A 21,754-nucleotide genomic window follows, 5' to 3' on the forward strand; every position below is an offset into this window, starting at 1 on the left:
CCAATGTGAAAAAAATTCAAAAGGCTCATTTAAAGAAACTGCTTGACCTGGGAATTGATGGATTTCGATTTGACGCTGCCAAGCACATGCCAGCAAATGTTGTTAAAGAGTACGTCGATTATATTAATCGCGAAAGTCAAGGCAAGACCTGGAATTATCTGGAGGTAATTACAGATAGCGACACCCGTGCGGACGATTACAAATGGATTGCTGCTGTGACAGACTTTATCCTTTACAACTCGATGAAAGCAGCATTTACTAGCAGTGGAGATTTGCGATCGCTGCGAGTGCCAACAGCCATAGATGACTCGCGCAGCATCACCTTTGGCAGAAACCACGATACGATTCGGGAGATTAATGCTGATGCAATTAACCCCTACGACGATGCTTCTGACTCTTACCTGGCAACAGCTTACGTACTAGCTAGAGAAAGTGGCACTCCCTTAATACTCAACTGGGATAATGCTGATGCGCCATACATCAAAACTGGTGTGAAGTTTCGTCAAATTATGCGCCAACGGGGTAAAGCAGGTGGCAACGTCAAAGAAAATGTTTTAGCTGCCGTCAATAGTTCAACTGTCTTGTTGATGGAACGAGGCAATGAAGGATTTTTTGTGGTGAATAAAGCGGTAGGTAAATTCGATATTCCGATGCTGGATTTAACTCTGACGAATATAGAAGGATGTTATCGAGAATTACGAAATAACTTTACAGTTGCTGTCGAACGTCGTCAAAATGGCAAGAAATTTGTCACTCGCTGGGGAACGCAGAATCGAGGTGGTATGGAAGTCCAAGGACGCGATGCCCTTTACTTCATTCGCGAACCTTGGCAACAGTGTCAGACAGGCAGATAGTTTGTCATTCTTGGCGCGATCGAGGCAACCGCTGAACCGAGCGCCTCCCGAGCGGTTTCTAATGTTTAACTATTAAGCTGAATAAATAATTCTCTAAACAGTCATTTGCTTGCTTCCAACTCCAATTTTCTAGTACGTATTTTCTAGCTCGTTCGCCCATTTTTTCTACTATATCAGGATTATCTAAAAGAGATGAGATAGCTTTACCAATCAAAATTGGATCGTCACCATTAATTAAAAAACCATTAATTCCATCTTTGATACTTTCTCTAACTCCTCCTTCAGCGATCGCCACAACCGGAGTTTCACAAGCATTTGCTTCAAGAGGCGCAAAACCAAATGGCTCTAAAACAGGAGTATAAATCATAACTGAAGCTTGGCTCAAAAGTTTGACGATCTCAGCATCAGCGATCCGCACCTTGGGTATGAAGTTAACTTCTAAAGATCTAGCAAGCTGCGCAACTTTCTGCTGATAATTATTGACAGAAAAATTTCCGATCCATATTAAATCTGGTCTTTTTTCTTTCTGTATTGTGCTGATAGCGCGAACTGCACGCTCAAGTCCTTTGCCAGAATAAATACTTCCAAGACCAACGACAATTTTCTTGCGAGGAACTTGTGATGGCTTAAAGAGTTCGGTATCAATTCCTAGATAACAAACTTTAGCATCTAATCCATAAGCTCTTAAAACACTTTCTCGACTAAAAAGGGAATTAACTAAAACTACATCGAACGCTCGCGCATTCTGTAATTCTTCTCGAACTTGAAGCCTATACCCTTGTACCTGAATCAGATTTTTGAGAAATGCTGAGACATAACTATTCGACCACCAAGCCTTTGCCGGAGGTGGTATAGCTGCCCAAGGCAAGCTTGGTATCGCTTCGTATAGCTCCCGATTAGGTTCTTGAAGATAAATAGCTGTTGGTACTTTGACATATCGACCAATTGCAGTCGTGCGAAAAAAAGTACAGGCATTGGCGAAAAGTACATCGAAGCCACCACAGTTAATTTCAGCAGCACATTGTTGACAATGTGTATCCATCGCTTGGATGCTATTCAACGCATGAAAATAAGGTGAAAATGGCTGTTTTATAAACTTACTCCTTCTTTTCATAGGTGACTGAGCAAGTGGTACTATATTTTCTTTGATTAATTCATTTAAAGGAAGATAAGATTGGTCTGCCGTTGGAGGACACCAAGATTCTAAAGTATGACCGCGCTCCAATAAGCCTTTTACGTGATGATATAAGGCTCTCTTTCCACCACCACTTGGTAAGTTATGCCAGATAGCAATTTTCATATACAATTACGCTTTTTCAACATATTCCTTCAATAGTCAAATTTTGTCATTCTAGAAAAGTTCAGTAATATTGTCTGACTAGAGCTATTGTAGATACCAAGATATCAGGACGCTGTAGCGTTTAGCACGACTATGAAATCTCATGTTTAAAAGTTATAGAAAAGTTAATGCGATCGCCAGTTATATAACTATTCTCAAATTGCATCAAAAAACGTATCTTTTTGCTTTTTCTATTCCGATTGTCTTGGTTCGATTTATTTAGCTATGAAATACCTGAACTTATCCGTATTGATTAAGGCAAATTTATAGAGGAATATGTTAGAGACTTTTAAAGCTGATAGCAATCAATTAAAATGTAAAAACTTGTACAAAACGACCTTAGAAAACAGGTTTTTATAAATCTTTGGACGTTAAGGCATAAAAATTTGCGATCGCTGTTAATTGTTTAATTCTTGCGACTACTCATAATTTTTTTTGAAATATAGTTTGCGATTGAGTTTTCCAGGGGAAAATAGTGAATTTTCTTATGAAAAAAGCATTAATTTTTGGAGTATCAGGTCAAGATGGGGCGTATCTAGCTCAGTTGTTAATCGATAAGGGTTATGCTGTTTGTGGAACATCACGAGACGCACAAGTTTCTTCTTTCCAAAATTTAATACGCCTGGGAATCCGCGAACAATTGAAATTAGAGTCCGTTGCCCTAAATGACTTTCGTAGTGTTTTACAAATTTTGAATAAATTTCAGCCAGATGAAGTATACAATTTATCAGGACAAAGTTCAGTCAGCCTCTCTTTCGATCAACCAGTTGAAACCTTTGAAAGTATCTCACTTGGTACTTTAAATGTATTAGAAGCCCTACGCTTTATCGATCGCCCCATTAAGTTTTATAATGCTGCGTCGAGTGAGTGTTTTGGAGATACTGAAGGCAAAGCAGCAGATGAAACTACGCCATTCCGTCCTAAAAGCCCTTATGCCGTAGCTAAGGCATCCGCTTTTTGGCAAGTTGCTAACTACCGCAAAGCCTACGATTTGTTTGCTTGTTCTGGTATTCTATTCAACCACGAATCTCCTTTGCGACCGGAGAGATTCGTCACTCAAAAGATTGTATCCGCAGCTAACCGAATTGCTAAAGGTAGTAAGGAAAAGCTTTATTTAGGTGATATTTCTATTCAGCGTGACTGGGGATGGGCTCCAGAGTACGTTAAAGCAATGTGGTTAATGCTACAACAAGGGCAGCCAGATGATTACGTCATTGCAACCGGAGAAAGTTGCAAATTAGAAGATTTTGTAGCAGCAGCCTTTGCCTGTGTAGGCTTAGACTGGCGCGATCGTGTTGTAATAGATACAAGTTTATTCAGACCAACAGAAATTGCTGTTAGCAAAGGTAATCCCGCTAAAGCCAGAAAAAAGCTGGGATGGCAAGCGCATTATAAACTCAACGATAATGCTGTTGTACAAATGATGCTTCAAGCACAAGCTGAGCTTGTGAATGGTAGGAAGACAGCAGCCTACAATAAGGAAAGAGATAAATATTTAGGTCTAGCTACAGCTTTTTAGAATGACTTTCAGCATTACTAGCTGGAAAGCCCAGCGAAATTACGAAATAATTCCGAACATTGCGATCGCGGTTTTCAATAAAGCTTAACTAAAACCGATCGAAACGACAAGGACTGAACTTTTCTGACTTTTTCTGTATCGCTTACTTTCGTAATTTGCAGTAGCATCTCAAAAGAAAGTTTTCTATATTCATTGACAACTGTATTTTTCCTAGTTAAGTCAAAGTAGCAAAGACTTCGAATCCGCTATGAGCATAACTATTTCTTATTCTTACTGGTACAAGCTATATTTTAAGTTTAAACGAAGGCTAGGTGAGTATACCGATCATGGATTCAAAAATCCTCAATGGCTACTCATGTTTATTTTTGGGCGTATACATATTATTCGTTCGCTCATGATTTTATTAGCTAGTAAACCAGAGCTTATTATTCCCACGGCAGACTCTTCCTTATTTACGGAAATTGATGTTGATTCCGTTGTGGAAAATCTAAGACGAGATGGGGTTTGCTTAGGAATTCATTTGCCAAATTACGTATTAAGCGAAATTTTAGAATTTACTAATCAAACCTATTATTTGGGCAATGGTAGATTTGAACTTCCTTTCACTCTCAGCAATAAAGAAGAAGAAGAGGCTAAATATGGAAAGCCGTTCTTATTTGGCTATCATTATAAGCCTTCCCGATCTTGTACGGCAATTAAAAAGTTAGGAGATGACCCTAAGTTACGGCAAATTGCTGCAAAATATTTAGTGGGCGAGCCTATTCTTAAAAGTACCATGCTCTGGTGGAGTTTTGCTACTCCTGTAGAACAGTTAGATGAGCGCTTGCGATTCGCTCAAGGATTATTTCATTACGATCTGGATGATTACCGCTGCTTGCAATTTCTGTTTTATCTAACAGATGTAGATTTGTACAGCGGTCCCCATGCTTATGTAAAAGGTAGTCATAGTCAGAAAAAGCTACAATATCAGTTGTCCATAGATAGAGATAAATCTGAACGAGATTTAATTAATTATTACGGTAGTGAGAGAATTGTCAATATTTGTGGAGAAGCGGGGTCGGGATTTGCTGAAGATCAGTTTTGTTTTCACCGAGCAAATATTCCTACTAAGAAAGATAGACTCATCCTTCAAATCAAGTTTGTTTTAAATAATTATAGTTTTTCTTAAAGCTTCAATTATGTTAGGAAAAAGGATAAGTTGCTAGGTTCTAATACTTATTTTCAACATAAATTTAGAGCGAAGCCGCATTCTCTAGAGATAGATTTTGACGTATGAAAATCGCCTGAAAATCTATTTTTAGAAAGATTCTACAACTGCTAATTTACTTAGAAAATAATCCCAGAGTATTGTCAAGTTTTCTGGAGCAATCTCTGGGATATTGTTGTATTTGTTCTAATGGATTTTGCCTTAATATTAACTGGTTTGAACTTGCCATTAATAATTCTGTCTATTCTTCATAATAATGCCTACCTAAATGTCAAAAATTCAACAAAGCATTCTCCCTATATAACTAGTTTCTCTAAAAATGTAACTTAACGATAAAATCGAGCAGATTTTAAAATATCAAAAACTGGAGTTATATGAGATCGAAAATAGTTTCTAAGCTCGTACTATTCTGTGGTCTTGTTATGCTGATGTTGACATTATCCACATATAAAAGTGCCTCTATCACTACTTTCTATGTCGATGCAAAGTCAGGGAATGATTTATTAGGAAATGGCTCGATGGCAAGACCCTGGAAAACACTTCAGAAAGCTGCCGAATCGATGGGGACAGATGATACGTGCATTATTAGGCAAGGAGTGTATAGAGAAACGGTCATACCGAAAGACGGACAAACCTTTGTGGCTGCGCCTGGAGAGCGGGTTGTAGTGACAGGTACAGATCTTGTCAGCAATTGGTTTCGTCATTCAGATAATGTCTTCCGTACTTCACTGCCCAAAAAGGTGTATGCCGTATTTGTTCAAGGCAACTATCTTTCTCTTGCCCGATATCCTAATGTAGGTAACGATTACCTCGATTCGAGAACATGGGGCGCTACACAAGTCAATAACAATGGTAGAGGAAGGGCAAACGTCCAGTTTTTGAACGGCATGAACGTATTTAGCGGCTTTTGGAATGGAGGCTACTTCCTCGGACTCAATGGAGATAACTTTTATGCTCCCAACATAGGCAAGATCGCTTCTTCTAGTGGCAACAAACTCGCTCTAACAGAAATTACCGAGACGATCTCTAACCCTGCGTGGCATGAATTTGAGGGCAGCGGTAGAGGCTTTATCATCAACCACTTAAATGCACTTGATGCGCCAGGTGAATGGTATTGGGGAAATTCAACCCTTTACATCTATCCACCAAATAAAGAGATGCTGACATCAAAGCTTGTTGAAGCTCAAGTAAGACTGTGGGGATTCGATCTGAGTCAGCGCAAAAATGTGACAATCAAAGGCATCGTCTTTCGAGGTGCTTCCGTGCGGATGGAGAATGCAGTCAACTGCACGATCGATCGCTCGATCTTTCGCTACCATTCTCCCTTTCAAGCAAATTACAACGGTCACGGCTATGTGGCATTTCCAGGAATTTCTGTCTCGGGTTCCGATAATACCGTTAAGAATTCGTATATCGGACACGGATGGGGTGCGGGAATCTCAATATCAGGCAGTCGCACAACCATTGAGAATAATTTTGTTGAGGACTTAGCTTGGGGCAGCCAGGGCGCTCCAATTATTGTCAGTGGTAATGACAATAGGATCTTCAGAAATACGGTACGAAAGAGTGCTGGCACGGGGATTCATGCCGGAAGCATACGTCGTTCCCAGATCGTGTATAACTCCATCTCCGACACGGGGCGGCTACTGCTTGACAGCGGACAATCGGGAATTTATATTTGCAATTTCTGCGATCGCCCGACAGATAAGAGAACTCTTGAGGGTGGTGTCATTGCATACAATTACATTGGCTTAGTCAACACTTCTTTTGTTGACAATGGAAAAGGTATGGCAATTTATCTAGATGATGGAACGCATGGTGCATACATCCATCACAATGTTACTAATACTGGTGGGCGAATTAATTGGGCAATATTCATTCACTATAACGGTCACGCTATCAAGGACGTTTTTGTAGATAACAATACCCTCTGGGGTTATGACGATAAGGCTGTCTTTTTCGCCGGAAACTGGAATGGTAAGGGTGGTGGCACGAAGAATAGCCGGATATCGAACAATATTGCACAGTTGCCAGGAACGACATATTACGACAAGAGTGGTGGCGCTGCAATCTCGAATAATCGGGGAGGGGTTGTATCTTCGGAATTTGTAAATCCGAGAACAGGGGACTTTCGCCTGCGCAGTCATTCTCCTTCGATCGACGCTGCGGTTCCCTTGTTAGGCATAAACATGCCTATACCTGATGGAAAGCCAGATGTGGGGGCTTACGAATATGGTGCTGTTGGATTGGTTGCAGGTTCCTCTATTCAAGGCGATCCACAAGACACCTTTCTAGAAAGATGACTCTTCATACAAAGCTACTCTCACCAGCATACAATCGCTTTTCGTAAAATGTCTCGGCGACTCGGCGATCGCAGTCAAAACCGATCTCGAATTGCCGAGAGTAATTCGTTTAAGTTTATAGGTTTAGTAAAATAACCGTCAGCTCCTTGTTGTAAAGCACGGCGACGAGTTGCCATGTCTGCCTCAAATGAAAGAAACCAAAACGGTATACCAGCTGTAGATGGTTCGCTGCGCAATATTCTTAAAACTTCGTATCCACTTAGCCTCGGTAGATTGAGTTCGCAAATAATTAAGTCTGGCTGTTGTTCTCTAGCTATTTGTAAACCTGTTCGAGCATTATTTGCAGTCAGAACTTGAAAATTATTCAAGGTAAGAAAATCGTCAATTAATAGTAGAGAATATTCATCATAGTCGATTACTAAAATCTCCATTACAGCTCTTTTGAATATGAGGTGACAAAGATAAAAAGTAAATCTTACAAATACGTAACAAAAACTGTTACGGAAAACTTGCTGTTAATAAAGATGAATTTTGCTTTCCTAAACTAGCGCGGCGGAGATTTACCTAACGAGCTACATCAGATAGCAAGGAAGTAGCTATAACAGTAAAAGCAAAATTAGCAAGTCTAAATGTGTAAAATTTACACATTTAGACTATTGGCTGACCTAGATTAATTTAGTTGAAGTAGAAACAATCTAGTTAAATTCATCTTTGAGCCACTTTTGAACACGCTGGCATTCTTGCTGTGATTTATAGCAATTCTCGATTGTATGGATGACATTTGTAGGGGCGCACAGAGAAAGCGCCCCTACCAGACGTGTATTGCATCCAATTGAAAACCGCCATAGCTATTTTCAAGGTTTACCCAATATAAATAATGTTTTCGGAGGTGTGCTGCATTAGCAATCGCTCTCTTGTTGAGAGTGATTAAAAAATATAAAGGTTGTTGAAATTACTACAAAGTAGCAATATTATTTATAGTTAACAGACAATTTTTCATACAAAAATACTACTAGCTTTAACTATGCGGAGTCTATTTACTACTGTCTATGAGGAAAAGTTCAGGGATATTATAGTATTTGAAGAGTAGTCTTGCCAAGCTAGTAATAAATTGATAGAATATAAATAATTAAAGTTTTGGCAGTTCTTATTTTAAAAATAATAGTTTATAAGAAATTCAGTTGTGACTCAACGATAAACTATTTTTTGTAAGCCAATAGGTAGACAAATCGAAAACTTAAAAGAGGTTCGGAGCTTGTAAGAAAGCTCGACATCTAGTCTGTTAGAGAAGACACTTAGAGTGCACTATACCGGACCAAGAGAATAGACTCTACGTGCTGAGTTCGAGCGAGCGCACTCTAATGAAAATAGATCGCAACATGTATTTAAATTGTGCAGCGAACGCTACTCAGAATTGACGAAAGCTTCACAATAAAGTCATTTTGCTAAGTCTGAAGATAGCAAAGTAGTAATCGCGGAAAGATTAGCGCAACAGATGATAAATCAACACCGCTTTTGAGCAACAGTTTTCATAGCCTTTATCGATACCTCACTATGCAAAATTCTGAATTGAACCTCGCTCTAAGAGTTTTAGATGGCTATTCTAGTGCCTCTCCTCTGAAGTACGGGCAAATAGAGAGTATAAGTCCCAACTATGAGGTGAAACTTCGGCAGGGACAGCTTTTAGTAAAGCTTGCTTCCAGTCAAGATCGTAGTAGTCTACTTTCATCTCGGGATCGACAGTTTTTGACTGAGTGGCTGCAATATTGTCCCGCGCGTTTAGTTCGCATAGATCCAGCTTTAGGTGCGATCGCGATCCAACTTTGGGCAGATGTCTGCAAGCAAACAGAGAAGGTGACTTTTTTACGAATTCCTCCCGCACAGGGACTTCGCAAACATCAACATCGGTTTAGCTGGTGGGTAAAACGAATAGTCGATCGCGTTATTGCTATTGTATTATTACTAACTCTTAGTCCAGTCTTTTTAGGGCTTTCCCTACTCATTTATTTTGACTCACCAGGGCGAATTTTTTCCTATCAATGGTGTGTTGGAGAAAGGGGCAAGCTGTTTCAGAGGATCGAATTCCGTACAACGGCTTCAAATTTGACAACGCAACACCATCAAACCACAAACGATCGGCAAGATCCAGATAAGTGTAATGATTTGCATGTTACAAGACTAGGTTGTTGGATGCGTAAATATAGCTTGAATAAGCTGCCACAACTACTAAATGTGGTACGAGGTGACATGAGCTTTGTAGGTTCATCAGCTTACGGTTTAAAGGATGCTATAAGACTTGCTCCTGATAGCCAGAGGCAACTGAATGCACTACCAGGGATAATCGCTCTTTCCCATCTGAATTTTAACTTGTGGGCGAAAAAATAAGGAATAAAAGATAGTGGTAGGGAATTGGTTGAGGAGCTATTTGGTATGTTATTACTCCTTCAAACGAATTGAGTATTATCTAGCAAAGCGAATTGCCCGAGCTAAAGCAATATATTCCGGTTAAGAATAGCAAAATCTTGAAGAGTCTCTCACTTCCTGAAAAAAGGATAGGGATTTAGTCTTAACCAGAAGGTGTTGCAACCTAAAGATGTAGAACAGAAAATTATATTTTCGAGGAAGGTACATTAGGGATGAACCCCTTACAAGTAGCTGCTCTAAAACAGTTTCTGGTGAACAACCATTTTGTCTACAGCGAGTATAATGAGGATGCAGGTGCAGTCGTTTATACCTTCACTATCGATGTTTGGACAATGACTGTAGCTTACGGCGATGAATGTTATTACTGCCTCTATAACAATTTCACTGAAGAGTCATTTTGCGAAGATTTCGATAATGTATCCCTAGTTATGCGCGTGTACGACATGCTAAGTTTTTTGAAAGAAAATTTTCGACTTATACCTAGATAAGTGATAATAGATGATAATTCAAGGAGCTACACTATTTATGTCTATAAAGCGACCTATTGCAAAATAGATAACAATAGCTCCTAATTGGATTGATTGCGAGAGTGTTGTATAAGTTAGATTTTTGTTGTAATTGCCGATCGACGAATAGTATGAGTTGATGCGTGTCAGCAAATCAAAGTGTTCGGATATTTAAGAAAATTCATATCAGCACAACCCGTCAGTATGTAATAGATATTTACTTATAAAATCTAATGAACACTCTAGTTCTCAGTACTTTCGATCTTAATGGTGGAGCTGCTCGCGCTGCTTATCGCTTACATTTAGGTTTGCAAAGTGGTGGCTTGAACTCTAAAATGATGGTACAGTATAAGTCTAGTAATGATAAAACAGTTCTCGAACCTTCAAATAAGTTTGGGAAGTGGGTTAACAGATTGAGACCGAATCTGGATGGTCTACCATTGCAATTTTACCCCAAGCGTAACTGCAACATCTTTTCTTGTCAGTGGCTTCCAGACGCGCTCGAATCAAAATTAAAGCATCTCTGCCTTGACGTAATTAATCTTCATTGGAATTGTGGTGGCTATTTAAGTATTGAGAGCCTTGCTAAATTCAAATTACCTTTAGTCTGGACTATCCACGATATGTGGGCGTTTACTGGAGGTTGTCATTATAGTCAAGGCTGCGATCGCTATACTAGTTCTTGTGGATCTTGCTTCCAACTTCACAGCAATAATCCGCACGATCTCTCTCATTGGATATGGCAACGTAAAGCAAAAGCATGGAAGGAATTAGACTTAACCATTGTTGCTCCCAGTATTTGGTTAGCTAAATGTGCTAAATCAAGCTCTTTGTTTAAAGATCTGCGAATAGAAGTAATTCCTAATAGCTTAGATACTCAAAAGTACAAACCAGTCGAGCGAGGCGTAGCACGAGAAATACTCAACCTGCCACAAGACAAGCAACTTATTCTCTTTGGTGCGGTAGAATCGACTAGCGAACCTAGAAAGGGTTTTCATCTACTTCAAGCTGCTCTACAAAAACTGAGTCAATCTGGATGGCAAGATACAGTAGAGCTAGTTGTTTTTGGTTCTTCTCAACCTGAAAATTCAGTTGAATTGGGTTTCAAGTCTCACTATTTAGGAAATTTTAGTGACGACCTTTCACTCGCACTAATTTATGCAGCAGCAGATGTTTTTGTGGCTCCATCAATTCAAGACAACTTACCAAATACTATAATGGAAGCGATTGCCTGTGGTACTCCATGCGTAGCTTTTAATATTGGTGGTATGCCCGATCTGATCGATCACCAAAAAAATGGTTACTTAGCTCAAAAATTGGAAGTCGAAAGTTTGGCTCGGGGTATTTCTTGGATACTGGAAGATAGAGATCGCTACCAAAATTTACGTCAATCTGCTCGTACAAAAGCAGAACAAGAGTTTTCTTTAGAAATACAAGCACGTCGTTATATAGAACTTTTTGCAAAAGTTATTGATGAAAATATTCGCGATCGGATTGCAATTGGATAAAGCTGAAATCTAAACATAGATAGTTAAATACTGTTTTCCAAATATTTTAATTTAACAAATTGTTGATAGCTGATGGCTGAAGTTTCGTACTTTTCAGGAGTTTGTAATTTTAATTGTATTTTTGTAGAACAATCTATGTATAGGAGTCGTAAAAGATTGGTTATTGGCAACAATAATGAGATGTTTGTAATTCAAAAAGAAAGGCTAGATAACTTGACATAACTTAGAGCTTGAAAGTCTAGTACTACTTTTAAAACTACCAAGAAAAATTAATTGGTACAGTTCGCTCAATGAATGATTGAGGTAGATAGAGAAATAGTTTGAAACTTAAACGAGAAAGCACGTGGATCTTAAATTACCTACTCCGATTTCTACAATTTTGATGAGAACAAGCTTATGGCGAAATAACTACTTTATCTTACGAGAATTCAAGCACTTTCGTAAAATTGCTATATCAGCAATAATCTTTTCGTTATTTGCAGCAGTCTTTGAAGGAATTACGATTGGTTTTATCACGCTTTTTCTGCAAACGTTTACTACTCCTGATGCTTCACCAATTAAAATAGGAGTTGATTGGTTTGATCTTTGGGTTTTAGGGATAAACTCATCAGCTTCCAGCCGCCTTTATCGAGTAGCTATCTTAATTTTTCTCACTGTTTGGCTGCGTTTCAGCTTTGTATATCTAGGTAACTTCACAACTACGCTTGCCGAACTACATCTAGCAAATTGTATACGGAAACGGATTTTCGATCAGTTCCAAAAGCTAAGTTTGAGTTTTTTTCTGAAAAAGCGTGCAGGCGAGTTAATTAATAACATTTACGGCGAAGCTAACCAACTTAGATTAGCTGTTGGTGTGGCTTCTGCCTTAATTTCTAAAGGCTTTACTTTATTAGTGTATACGCTATCGATGTTTTGGCTGTCTTGGCAACTGACAGTTATTTCGATTCTGATGTTTGTTCTACTAGCAACAGGTTTAGCTACACTAGTCAAACGGGTAAGAGAAGCTAGTTTTGAGGCTGTAACATCTACTCACTACTTCATGTCAATGGTAATGGAATATATTACCGGCGTTCGTACTGTTCAGGTGTTTGCGGCTTATGATTTTGAGTTTCAGCGGTTTAACAAAGCGACTACGGAATTGATGCGTACTCATGCTAAATCCGCAGCTGCCTCAGCACTAGTACAACCGATTACTGAAGCTGTAGCTAGTACTATTCTTCTAGTTATGCTAATTGCAGCAGTTGCAGTTTTTGTGGCAAGTGATAGGTTAGAAATAGCCTCACTACTAGCATTTTTATTTGTTTTATTACGGACTGCACCAGTGGTGGCACAGATCAATGCAGCTTGGGCGCATGTTAATAGCTTTCAAGGCTCATTAAATAGTATTAAGCAGCTCTTGAAAACTGATGACAAACCTTATTTACAAAATGGGACAATTCAATTTTTAGGATTAAAGCAATGCATTGAATTTGTTGCTGTAGATTTTGCCTACAATCCTCATCAACTAGTGCTAAAAGATATCACTTTAACAATGAAGCGAGGACAGATGACAGCATTAGTTGGTGCTTCTGGTGCGGGTAAGTCCACCATAGCGGATCTTCTTCCCCGTTTTTACGATCCTACAAGAGGCAAGATTCTGATTGATGGAGTCGATTTGCAAGATTTCGACATCAATACGTTGCGGCGTAAGATAGCTATGGTAAGTCAAGATACGTTTATTTTTAATACATCTGTCCGTAACAATATTGCTTACGCTATGGAAGATGTTGATGAAGCTGCGATTCAAAAAGCGGCTCAACTTGCTAATGCACTAGAGTTTATCCAAAACCTGCCTGAAGGTTTCGATACACAGTTAGGAGATCGAGGAGTTAGGCTCTCTGGAGGTCAACGGCAGCGGATTGCAATTGCTCGTGCCTTACTGCGCAACCCAGAAATTCTGATCTTGGATGAAGCGACGAGTGCGCTAGACTCCGAAGCTGAGCGATTAATTCAGGAGTCTATAGAACAACTTGCTGTAGGTCGAACAGTAATTGCGATCGCTCATCGACTCTCTACAATTGTCCGTGCTGATAAGGTGGTCGTGCTAGAGCAGGGACAAATTGTAGAGCAGGGAACATATAAAGAGTTATTAGAACGACGCGGTAAGCTTTGGAAGTATCATCAGATGCAACATCAGACGAATTGAACTCATACAGTTAAACTCACACAGTTAAACTCATACAAAATCAAATCTAGTGTTTGAGTAGGTAGAGTAGCAAGGCTATTTTTATTAAATAATGAGCAATAAAAACTTGAGTCTTGACTCAAAAAGAATAGGTAACAGCTTCTGAGAGAAAGCAACTACACTTGACTGAACAAAGGAACATAGCTGATGTCTAGTAGACGTGATGTAACATTTATCATTGTTTCCTACAATTCAGATAAAACATTGGAAGCATCAATTAATTCCTGTCTTGCATCTGTTCAAAAATACTATGCAAACACTGGAGCAGTTGTAGTTTATGACAATGCTTCTTCTGATAATTGCCCTCAAATTATTGATAACTTTGCTAATAAATATCCATCTATCTTTATAGGTATTAAAAGCAATGAAAACATAGGATTTGGTAAGGCTAACAATAAAGCCGTTCAACTTTCTCCTAGTAAGACATACTTTTTAATCAATCCCGACGTTGTATTTGAACCCGAGATCGTTAATACCTTAACTGCGACATTAAATTCAGCAAATGATATTGCAATCGTCTGTCCTAAACTTCTTTACCTAGATAAATCTATTCAGCCTTCGATCCGAAAATTCCCTTCCTTTACTTATTTTTTACTAAGGAATTTACTAGGTGAAAGATTACAGCAGCGTTTTTATCCATTCAAGTACTACTACGATATAGCACCAACTTTAGACAGCGCCGTTGAGGTTAACTGGGCTATTGGTGCTTTTATGGTTGTTTCACAAGATTATGTAGATAGATATGGTTTATTTGATGAAAGGTTTTTTCTTTACTTTGAAGATGTGAGTTTGTGCGTGGATGCATGGCTAAATGGATTTAGGGTAATCTTTCAACCTCAAGTTCACGCGCTACACATGTACCAGCGGGTAAGTACGAGTTCAAAATTCAATTACATGAAGTTACTACACACAGTTTCAGCATTGCGCTTCTTTGCAAAGTACAGACCATATAAGAAGAGGTGGCAATTACTAACTCATTTACTTGAGTTAAATTTGAGTTTGAAGTCTCCTTTTAGATTTCTACTATTAACAAGACGTTGGAGTTAACTAAATGATATCAATAGCTAGTAAGATTAGCGATCGCTTTGAGTGATGACATCCCAGAATTACGTATCTCCTTTGTAGAGGCATTATGAACGATCTCTTTAAATCTGAAAGACACGGATGCAGTGAGGAAACACCACAAACTGTATTGGTAACAGGTGGCGCTGGTTTTATTGGTGCAAACTTCATCCTCCAAGCTAGAGGAGCGCAATGGTATAACGTAGTTAATCTAGATAAGCTGACCTATGCCAGTAATTTACAAAATTTGACAGCTTTAGAAAACGATTCTGGATACCGTTTTGTTAGAGGTGATATTGGCGATCCAGAGTTGGTAAGTCATTTGTTAGAGCAATATCAACCTGATGCAGTCATTAACTTTGCTGCCGAAAGCCATGTCGATCGCTCAATCTTAAATCCCTTATCCTTTGCTCTGACTAATGTAACGGGTACGCTTCAGCTACTAGAAACTTGCCGAGCCTATTGGCAAAAATTACCACTCCACAAACACGAGAGATTTCGCTTTTTGCAAGTGTCTACTGATGAAGTTTATGGCTCGTTGGGTAAAACAGACTTACCCTTTTGCGAAAACAATCCTTACGAACCTAATAGTCCCTACGCAGCGTCTAAAGCGGGAGCCGATCACTTCGTGCGGGCATACTACCATACGTATGGTTTACCTACCCTAATCACCAATTGCTCGAATAATTACGGTCCTCGCCAGTTTCCCGAAAAGCTGATTCCTTTGACGATTCTCAATGCTATGGAAGGACAGCTTTTGCCGATATACGGTGACGGGCAGAACATTAGAGACTGGCTGTACGTATCCGACCACTGTGAAGCCCTTCATCTCGTTCTACAACAGGGAAAAGTAGGTGAAACCTACTGTATTGGAGGTCAGAACGAACAAACAAACTTAATGGTTGTGGAAAAAATTTGTACGATTTTGGACGAATTGTTACCTGGCAAACCTAATTTTTCTCACTCTTCCTTAATTACTTTTGTTAAAGATCGACCAGGACACGATCGCCGATATGCGATCGACTGTACCAAAATGAATCGAGAGCTAGGCTGGAAACCAACCGAGAGTTTTGACAGTGGTTTACTAAAAACAGTGCAGTGGTATATTAATCATCCTCAGTGGGTAGAGCAGATCCGCACTGGAGCTTATCAAAGCTGGATCGAGCAAAATTACACCGATAGAACAGCTAACTACTTATCTGTGTAGCGATCGCAACACGAACGTAAGCCAACCGAACTTTTCTGTATCGACAAGTTTTAATTGCCCGTCCATAATCAAAACAATACATTATTTTTAAGTCGAACGGTAGTTAAAAATAACTGTACTTCTTGTATGCAATACTCGTAGATTTGAAACGATCGAGTACTGACAAGATGAAAATACTGGACTTGCATAAATTGGACTTGTATAAACATGGAGGCGTGCAATTTGAGCAGATATTTGTTCACATCAGAGTCTGTAACAGAGGGGCATCCTGACAAAATTTGCGATCAGATTTCGGATGCAATTCTGGATGCTCACTTAAGTCAAGATCCCACTAGTCGCGTGGCAGCAGAGGTAGTCGTCAATACTGGCTTAGTACTAGTAACAGGTGAAATCTCCTCAAAAGCAAAAGTGGATTACGTCAAACTAGTCCGACAAAAAATTGCTGAGATTGGTTACACTGACGCAAATAATGGTTTTTCTGCGAATAGCTGTTCGATATTAGTTGCTCTAGACGAACAGTCACCAGACATTGCTCAAGGGGTCAACAAAGCGCAGGAGTACGAGCAAGGTGATAGCGAAGATGATTGGAGTGCTATTGGCGCTGGCGATCAAGGAATCATGTTTGGCTATGCTTGCAAAGAAACTCCTGAGTTGATGCCACTGCCGATTAGTTTAGCTCATCGCCTTGCTCGGCAGTTGGCAAAGGTACGGAAAATTGGCAAGCTCTCTTACTTGCGCCCTGATGGTAAAACTCAAGTGACAGTTGTTTACGAGAATGGTCGTCCCGTAGGCATAGATACGATTCTAATTTCTACTCAACATTCAGAAGCAACAACCTTAGGAGAGATTTATCAAGGGTTGCTACTAGAAGTCGTCGAACCTGTATTTGCCGATCTTGATATTCAGATCGATAATTCCACTCGTTTTTTAGTCAATCCTACAGGCAAGTTTGTCATTGGTGGACCTCAGGGAGATTCTGGACTCACTGGACGCAAAATTATTGTCGATACTTACGGCGGCTACTCGCGGCACGGAGGTGGTGCTTTTTCGGGTAAAGATCCTACTAAAGTGGATCGATCGGCAAGTTATGCTTGTCGTTATGTAGCCAAAAATATTGTGGCTGCTGGCTTAGCCGATAAATGTGAAGTACAGCTCAGTTATGCGATCGGCATGAGCAAACCAGTGAGCATTTTGATTGATACCTTTGGAACGGGCAAACTACCCGAAGAAGACTTGCTTAATTTGGTCAATCAACACTTCGATCTACGACCTGCTGGTTTAATTCATACCTTCAACATGCAAGGTTTACCTCAAGAACGCAACGGTCGTTTCTATCAAGATGTAGCTGCCTACGGTCACTTTGGTCGAATGGATTTGGATCTACCCTGGGAACGCTTGGACAAAGTTCCACAGTTACAGGAAGCTATTACAGTTCAGATGTCAGCATGACCGAGCAATATATCACCGATCGCGACAGTCGCAACAGCTTCCGTACAGCAGTTAAATCGGGGAAGTTTTTAATCACTGCCGAGGTCACTCCTCCCAAAGGAAGCGATCCGACTCGGATGATAGAAGTGGCATCAATTCTGAAAAATTGGGTTCACGCAGTTAACGTAACAGATGGTAGTCGCGCAGTTTTAAGAATGAGTCCTTTAGCTGCGGCAACGATTCTGTTGCAGCACGGAATTGAACCCATCTGTCAAATGACGTGCCGCGATCGCAATTTGATTGCGATTCAAGCCGATTTGATGGGGGCGAATGCTCTTGGCATTAACAATATCTTGGCTCTCACGGGCGATCCGGTAAAAGCGGGAGATCATGCCCAAGCTCGAAGCGTCTTCGATCTAGAAGCTGTAAGGCTCTTACAAACTATTACGAAACTCAATCAAGGATTTGATTATAACGGAAAAGGTTTGTGTGACGGAGCAACACAAATATTTCCAGGCGCAGCAGTCGATCCACAACTTGCTAGTTGGTCGGGATTACAACGACGTTTTGAGCGTAAGGTTGCAGCAGGAGCGCAGTTTTTTCAAAGCCAAATGATTGTTGACTTTAGCCGCTTAGAGAAGTTTATGAGTCAAATTGCGGCTAAGTTTAACAAACCAATTTTAGCTGGAATTTTTTTACTGAAATCTGCAAAAAATGCTCAATTCATTAATCAATACGTTCCAGGCGTGAATATTCCCCAGGCAATAATTGCGCGGTTGGAACAAGCTACCGATCCATTACATGAAGGCATAGTCATTGCAGCAGAACAAGTACGATTAGCTCGTCAAGTATGCCAAGGCGTTCATATCATGGCGGTTAAACGAGAAGATTTAATTCCTCAGATTCTTGAAATGGCTGAAATTTCACCTCAAGGTCAATCCGTGCAGAATGTAGCAACTACTAGGATAGCTTTAGCAGAGCCACTACTACGCATAAATAGCCACAACACAAATAATTTTCAGACAACGTTATGAATGCACCTACAACATTAATTTTTCCTACAAATTTGGTAGAGACAGAGGAAATATCTGCCTGTCCTAATTGTAGTAGCAAAAAGCTAGAACTTTGGTGTAGGGCTTACGATAGACAGCACAAAAGTAGTCAGCAAGAATTTATATATTCTAGATGTAAAGAGTGTAATTTAGTCTTCTTATCAGTCAGACCAGTAGAAACAGAAGTTTATAAATTTTACCCTGAGAATTACGGTCCATACCAAGGAACACTAAATCAGCGGCTACAACAAGATACAAATTTATCAAACGAGCGATCGCTTGGCGATCGGCAAAAATATCAATATGTTCGTAAAATTCTCAAAGCCTCATTCAATACTTCTAAAGCTAGTTTAAAAGCTCTACCTTTTAAGGATTTCATAAGGGAGATTCAAGAATTTTATCAACCCACAGGAGAAGCTGCAAAACTACTTGACTTTGGTTGTGGTTCAGCTCAATTTCTGAATGAAGCTCGCAAGCAAGGGTGGGATACTCTTGGTATGGACTTTTCAGAGCAAGCTGTAGAACAAGCTAGCCGAAATGGACATAAAGCCTTGCAGGTATCTCCAACAGTATGGAATGAAATAGAGGATGAATCCTTGGATTTTGTAAGAATGAACCACGTCCTAGAGCATCTTTATCATCCAAAACAAGTCTTAACGGCGATCGGACGAAAGATGAAACCAGGGGCTATACTACATATTGCAGTGCCAAATCCACATGGAATTTCATCTCAAATTTTTCGTTCCCAATGGTGGGGCTTAGAATGTCCAAGACATATAATGCTCTACTCTCCCCCAGTCTTAAAAGATTTTCTCATTCAACTCGATTTTTCCAATTTTAAGGTTTTTCATGAATCGATTACAAAAGACTTTGCTAGAAGCTTAGGTTATTTTCTCTGCGATCGCGGTCGCATATCTTCTAACGAAGTTGAAACTATGATGCAACGCAAGTTTCTATCTGCTCAACTCTACATTCCTATGAAAATTGCAGCAATCTGTAAAGCAGCCGATCGATTCCATATCTTTGCAAAAAAGTAATCGCACGACTTTATGCTTTCACCTACAATTGCTTGGAAACCAGTCGGACACATTAATACACCTAGTTCAAGACTTCGATGCTTTTTACCATGCCAGTATTTAAGGAATAGAGGGTGGTCTTGCGAACTATTTAACTCTAAAAAGATCGACCGCTATCAATTAGTTGTGTTTCAAAAAACATATGATGAGGAAAATATAGCACTTGCAAAGTCCTTAAAAACTAGAGGTATAAAAACCGTATTTGACTTATGTGATAACTTGTTTGTTTATCCTGATACCGCAGATAGACAAAGAGAAAAATTACTCCAAAGCATGATTGATGCTGTAGATGCAGTATCCGTTTCAACTCCAGAAGTTGAAAAGTTAATTCATAGTAAAAAGACGCGAGTTATTGATGATGCTATTGATGAACCTCAAATAAATTCTCTGATTAATTTTTGTTTTAAACGTAAGAACTATTTTAGAAATTCTACTGAGAAGCAATTTAAAGTAGTTTGGTATGGTAGTGCAGGATTAGAAAATCCTCCCTACGGCATAGTCGATCTACCTAGCGTGTTACCATTTCTAAATGAGTTACACTCTACATTACCAGTAAGCTTAACTGTAATCAGTAGCTCTGAAACTCTTTTTAAGAAATATGTGAATGGAGTTTCATTCCCCGTAAAATATTATAACTGGAAAAAAGCTACATTCCAATATTTGTTCAAACAACATGACGTATGTATCATCCCAATTAATATTAATCCTTTTACAATTTGTAAATCAAACAATCGTCTGATTTTGTCTCTTCTGTTAGGGGTTCCTGTTATTGCAGATAAGATTCCTAGCTATGAAGAGTTTCGCGATTTTATTTTATTTTCTGACTGGCAGAATAGTTTATACACTTATGCAACAAATAAAGAGTTACGGCATCAACACATTGCTCAAGCACAAAAATACATTAGCATGAAGTACAATAAAGATAGAGTTATATCACAATGGTCTTCTTTGTTTCAAGCACTCTTATAATTTTTTGCTTTCAAAGCATTATATAAAGAATATAAAAAACAAATTTTAGAAAACATGTATTTCAATCTAATAAATTGTTAAAGCATAAATTACTATCAATCTAGAATAAATCTTTACGATTTTTAGGTCACTATAGATTTATTAAGCATTGCATGGTTTTTTCAAACTCAATTTATTCAAGCTCTAGTAAAGAGAGTCTATTATGACACAAGATGAGCGAGTAAGAGTTTTTGTTGGCTCTGGTGAAGCAAGTCTTTTGGAGCGTAGAACCCTGATTCATTCTCTTCGTAAAAACACCCAAAAACCTCTTGATGTTTATGTTTTTAATGGGACGCATAACTCAATTGAATTAAATGACGGAGAGCCTTTTCTAGCTCCAATGTCTTTAAAGGTTAAATATCAAAATATAACTGAATTTAGTCTTTACCGCTATTTAATTCCAGAAATTTGTAATTTTCAAGGTAAGGCAATTTATCTCGATTCGGATACTATTTGTCTTACAGATATTGGGACACTCTTTGAAACTCCTGTATCAGATTACGATTTTCTAGCAAAAAAAGATGCTTATGCTGGAACCGATCTCTGGGGACTTAGCGTTATGCTAATTAACTGCGATAAGTGCCGATTCGATCTTGAATTAATTCTAGATGAAATCGATCGCGGCTTCTATTCTATGACAGATTTTACAGGTATGAGTCAGGCTTTTCTAGAGCGTCATTCCTATAGAATTGCTACACTCGATCCTCACTGGAATGTTTTCGACTATTGGGATCGACGCACTCATCTGATCCACTATACAAATCTCCACACTCAACCGTGGAAGTATCAAAATCATCCTTACGGTGAGTTATGGTTTGACTATTTTAAAGAAGCTCTGGAATCTGGCTACATTACTGTAAAGGATATCAAATTGAGTATAGATAGAGGCTATGTCAGACGCAATTTATTAAAAGGTAACTTCTCAGCGGTAGGAAGTTCGGTAAATTTTCTCAAAAAAGCTTTTCACTTCATGAAGCCACTGCTTGCAGAAAATCGGAGACGACTTGGCGTTTTTAATCAGCCAGCTTAACTTGTCC

17 protein-coding genes are annotated in these 21,754 nt (G+C 39.2%); 15 read left to right on the forward strand and 2 right to left on the reverse strand.

The window, feature by feature from the left end:
* Window positions 1-5 precede the first annotated feature (5 nt).
* A complete protein-coding gene (locus M5J74_RS12870; protein WP_250016896.1) occupies window positions 6-854 on the forward strand; it encodes a hypothetical protein in 849 nt (282 codons plus the stop codon).
* Window positions 855-912: 58 nt separating this feature from the next.
* Here the strand turns inward: M5J74_RS12870 and M5J74_RS12875 are convergent, their stop codons facing one another.
* Window positions 913-2,154, reverse strand: a complete 1,242-nt coding sequence (locus tag M5J74_RS12875) for a glycosyltransferase family 4 protein (RefSeq protein WP_015154491.1) — start codon at window positions 2,152-2,154, stop codon at window positions 913-915.
* Between the two features lie 526 nt (window positions 2,155-2,680).
* On the opposite strand from M5J74_RS12875, the gene M5J74_RS12880 reads away from it, so the two are divergent.
* The 3 genes from M5J74_RS12880 to M5J74_RS12890 all read left to right on the forward strand — a co-directional run bounded on the left by M5J74_RS12880 (window position 2,681) and on the right by M5J74_RS12890 (window position 7,222).
* Window positions 2,681-3,712 carry a GDP-mannose 4,6-dehydratase gene (locus M5J74_RS12880; RefSeq protein WP_015154492.1) on the forward strand — a complete coding sequence of 344 codons (1,032 nt, stop codon included), beginning with the start codon at window positions 2,681-2,683 and terminating at the stop codon, window positions 3,710-3,712.
* Window positions 3,713-3,959: 247 nt separating this feature from the next.
* The gene (locus M5J74_RS12885) at window positions 3,960-4,880 is read left to right on the forward strand and encodes a hypothetical protein (RefSeq protein ID WP_127023917.1); all 921 of its coding nucleotides are present in this window, start codon (window positions 3,960-3,962) and stop codon (window positions 4,878-4,880) included.
* 461 nt (window positions 4,881-5,341) lie between these two features.
* The gene (locus tag M5J74_RS12890; protein ID WP_250016897.1) at window positions 5,342-7,222 is read left to right on the forward strand and encodes a right-handed parallel beta-helix repeat-containing protein; all 1,881 of its coding nucleotides are present in this window, start codon (window positions 5,342-5,344) and stop codon (window positions 7,220-7,222) included.
* A gap of 74 nt (window positions 7,223-7,296) precedes the next feature.
* On the opposite strand, the gene M5J74_RS12895 is transcribed toward M5J74_RS12890, so the two are convergent.
* A complete protein-coding gene (locus tag M5J74_RS12895; protein WP_015154495.1) occupies window positions 7,297-7,653 on the reverse strand; it encodes a PleD family two-component system response regulator in 357 nt (118 codons plus the stop codon).
* A gap of 1,123 nt (window positions 7,654-8,776) precedes the next feature.
* Here M5J74_RS12895 and hepC point away from each other — a divergent pair.
* The 11 genes from hepC to M5J74_RS12950 all read left to right on the forward strand — a co-directional run bounded on the left by hepC (window position 8,777) and on the right by M5J74_RS12950 (window position 21,747).
* On the forward strand, window positions 8,777-9,607 hold the full coding sequence (gene hepC / locus M5J74_RS12900; RefSeq protein WP_015154496.1) for a heterocyst development glycosyltransferase HepC: 831 nt from the start codon (window positions 8,777-8,779) through the stop codon (window positions 9,605-9,607).
* Window positions 9,608-9,858: 251 nt separating this feature from the next.
* Window positions 9,859-10,134, forward strand: coding sequence for a hypothetical protein (locus tag M5J74_RS12905; protein WP_015154497.1), 276 nt, complete (start codon window positions 9,859-9,861; stop codon window positions 10,132-10,134).
* Window positions 10,135-10,385: 251 nt separating this feature from the next.
* Window positions 10,386-11,660: a glycosyltransferase family 4 protein gene (locus tag M5J74_RS12910; RefSeq protein WP_250016898.1), complete on the forward strand. Its 1,275-nt coding sequence runs from the start codon at window positions 10,386-10,388 to the stop codon at window positions 11,658-11,660.
* A gap of 382 nt (window positions 11,661-12,042) precedes the next feature.
* Window positions 12,043-13,845 carry a heterocyst formation ABC transporter subunit HepA gene (gene hepA, locus M5J74_RS12915; protein ID WP_084739210.1) on the forward strand — a complete coding sequence of 601 codons (1,803 nt, stop codon included), beginning with the start codon at window positions 12,043-12,045 and terminating at the stop codon, window positions 13,843-13,845.
* A 186-nt stretch (window positions 13,846-14,031) separates the two neighbouring features.
* Window positions 14,032-14,931, forward strand: a complete 900-nt coding sequence (locus M5J74_RS12920) for a glycosyltransferase (RefSeq protein ID WP_015154500.1) — start codon at window positions 14,032-14,034, stop codon at window positions 14,929-14,931.
* Between the two features lie 85 nt (window positions 14,932-15,016).
* Window positions 15,017-16,153 (forward strand): dTDP-glucose 4,6-dehydratase, encoded by a 1,137-nt coding sequence (gene rfbB, locus M5J74_RS12925; protein WP_250016899.1) that lies wholly within the window; start codon window positions 15,017-15,019, stop codon window positions 16,151-16,153.
* 207 nt (window positions 16,154-16,360) lie between these two features.
* Window positions 16,361-17,602, forward strand: a complete 1,242-nt coding sequence (metK, locus tag M5J74_RS12930) for a methionine adenosyltransferase (protein ID WP_106217078.1) — start codon at window positions 16,361-16,363, stop codon at window positions 17,600-17,602.
* Window positions 17,599-18,615 carry a methylenetetrahydrofolate reductase gene (locus tag M5J74_RS12935; RefSeq protein ID WP_250016901.1) on the forward strand — a complete coding sequence of 339 codons (1,017 nt, stop codon included), beginning with the start codon at window positions 17,599-17,601 and terminating at the stop codon, window positions 18,613-18,615. The genes metK and M5J74_RS12935 overlap by 4 nt, the downstream gene beginning before the upstream one ends.
* On the forward strand, window positions 18,612-19,670 hold the full coding sequence (locus M5J74_RS12940) for a bifunctional 2-polyprenyl-6-hydroxyphenol methylase/3-demethylubiquinol 3-O-methyltransferase UbiG (RefSeq protein WP_250016903.1): 1,059 nt from the start codon (window positions 18,612-18,614) through the stop codon (window positions 19,668-19,670). Before M5J74_RS12935 ends, M5J74_RS12940 begins: the two co-directional genes overlap by 4 nt.
* A gap of 165 nt (window positions 19,671-19,835) precedes the next feature.
* Entirely contained in the window at window positions 19,836-20,678 is an 843-nt protein-coding gene (locus tag M5J74_RS12945) for a hypothetical protein (protein ID WP_127023908.1), read from the forward strand.
* Between the two features lie 202 nt (window positions 20,679-20,880).
* Window positions 20,881-21,747, forward strand: coding sequence for a glycosyltransferase (locus tag M5J74_RS12950; RefSeq protein ID WP_250016904.1), 867 nt, complete (start codon window positions 20,881-20,883; stop codon window positions 21,745-21,747).
* Window positions 21,748-21,754 lie beyond the last annotated feature (7 nt).

It is taken from the genome of Chroococcidiopsis sp. CCNUC1, assembly GCF_023546805.1.
Classification (GTDB): Bacteria; Cyanobacteriota; Cyanobacteriia; order Cyanobacteriales; family Chroococcidiopsidaceae; genus Chroococcidiopsis; species Chroococcidiopsis thermalis.

Coding starts and splice junctions, on each gene's coding strand:
- M5J74_RS12935 (WP_250016901.1), top strand. CDS start 17,599: ATGACCGAGCAATATATCACCGATCGCGACAGTCGCAACAGCTTCCGT.
- rfbB (WP_250016899.1), top strand. CDS start 15,017: ATGAACGATCTCTTTAAATCTGAAAGACACGGATGCAGTGAGGAAACA.
- hepA (WP_084739210.1), top strand. CDS start 12,043: ATGAGAACAAGCTTATGGCGAAATAACTACTTTATCTTACGAGAATTC.
- M5J74_RS12895 (WP_015154495.1), bottom strand. CDS start 7,653: ATGGAGATTTTAGTAATCGACTATGATGAATATTCTCTACTATTAATT.
- metK (WP_106217078.1), top strand. CDS start 16,361: ATGGAGGCGTGCAATTTGAGCAGATATTTGTTCACATCAGAGTCTGTA.
- hepC (WP_015154496.1), top strand. CDS start 8,777: ATGCAAAATTCTGAATTGAACCTCGCTCTAAGAGTTTTAGATGGCTAT.
- M5J74_RS12950 (WP_250016904.1), top strand. CDS start 20,881: ATGACACAAGATGAGCGAGTAAGAGTTTTTGTTGGCTCTGGTGAAGCA.
- M5J74_RS12905 (WP_015154497.1), top strand. CDS start 9,859: ATGAACCCCTTACAAGTAGCTGCTCTAAAACAGTTTCTGGTGAACAAC.
- M5J74_RS12875 (WP_015154491.1), bottom strand. CDS start 2,154: ATGAAAATTGCTATCTGGCATAACTTACCAAGTGGTGGTGGAAAGAGA.
- M5J74_RS12885 (WP_127023917.1), top strand. CDS start 3,960: ATGAGCATAACTATTTCTTATTCTTACTGGTACAAGCTATATTTTAAG.
- M5J74_RS12920 (WP_015154500.1), top strand. CDS start 14,032: ATGTCTAGTAGACGTGATGTAACATTTATCATTGTTTCCTACAATTCA.
- M5J74_RS12880 (WP_015154492.1), top strand. CDS start 2,681: ATGAAAAAAGCATTAATTTTTGGAGTATCAGGTCAAGATGGGGCGTAT.
- M5J74_RS12910 (WP_250016898.1), top strand. CDS start 10,386: ATGAACACTCTAGTTCTCAGTACTTTCGATCTTAATGGTGGAGCTGCT.
- M5J74_RS12940 (WP_250016903.1), top strand. CDS start 18,612: ATGAATGCACCTACAACATTAATTTTTCCTACAAATTTGGTAGAGACA.
- M5J74_RS12890 (WP_250016897.1), top strand. CDS start 5,342: ATGCTGATGTTGACATTATCCACATATAAAAGTGCCTCTATCACTACT.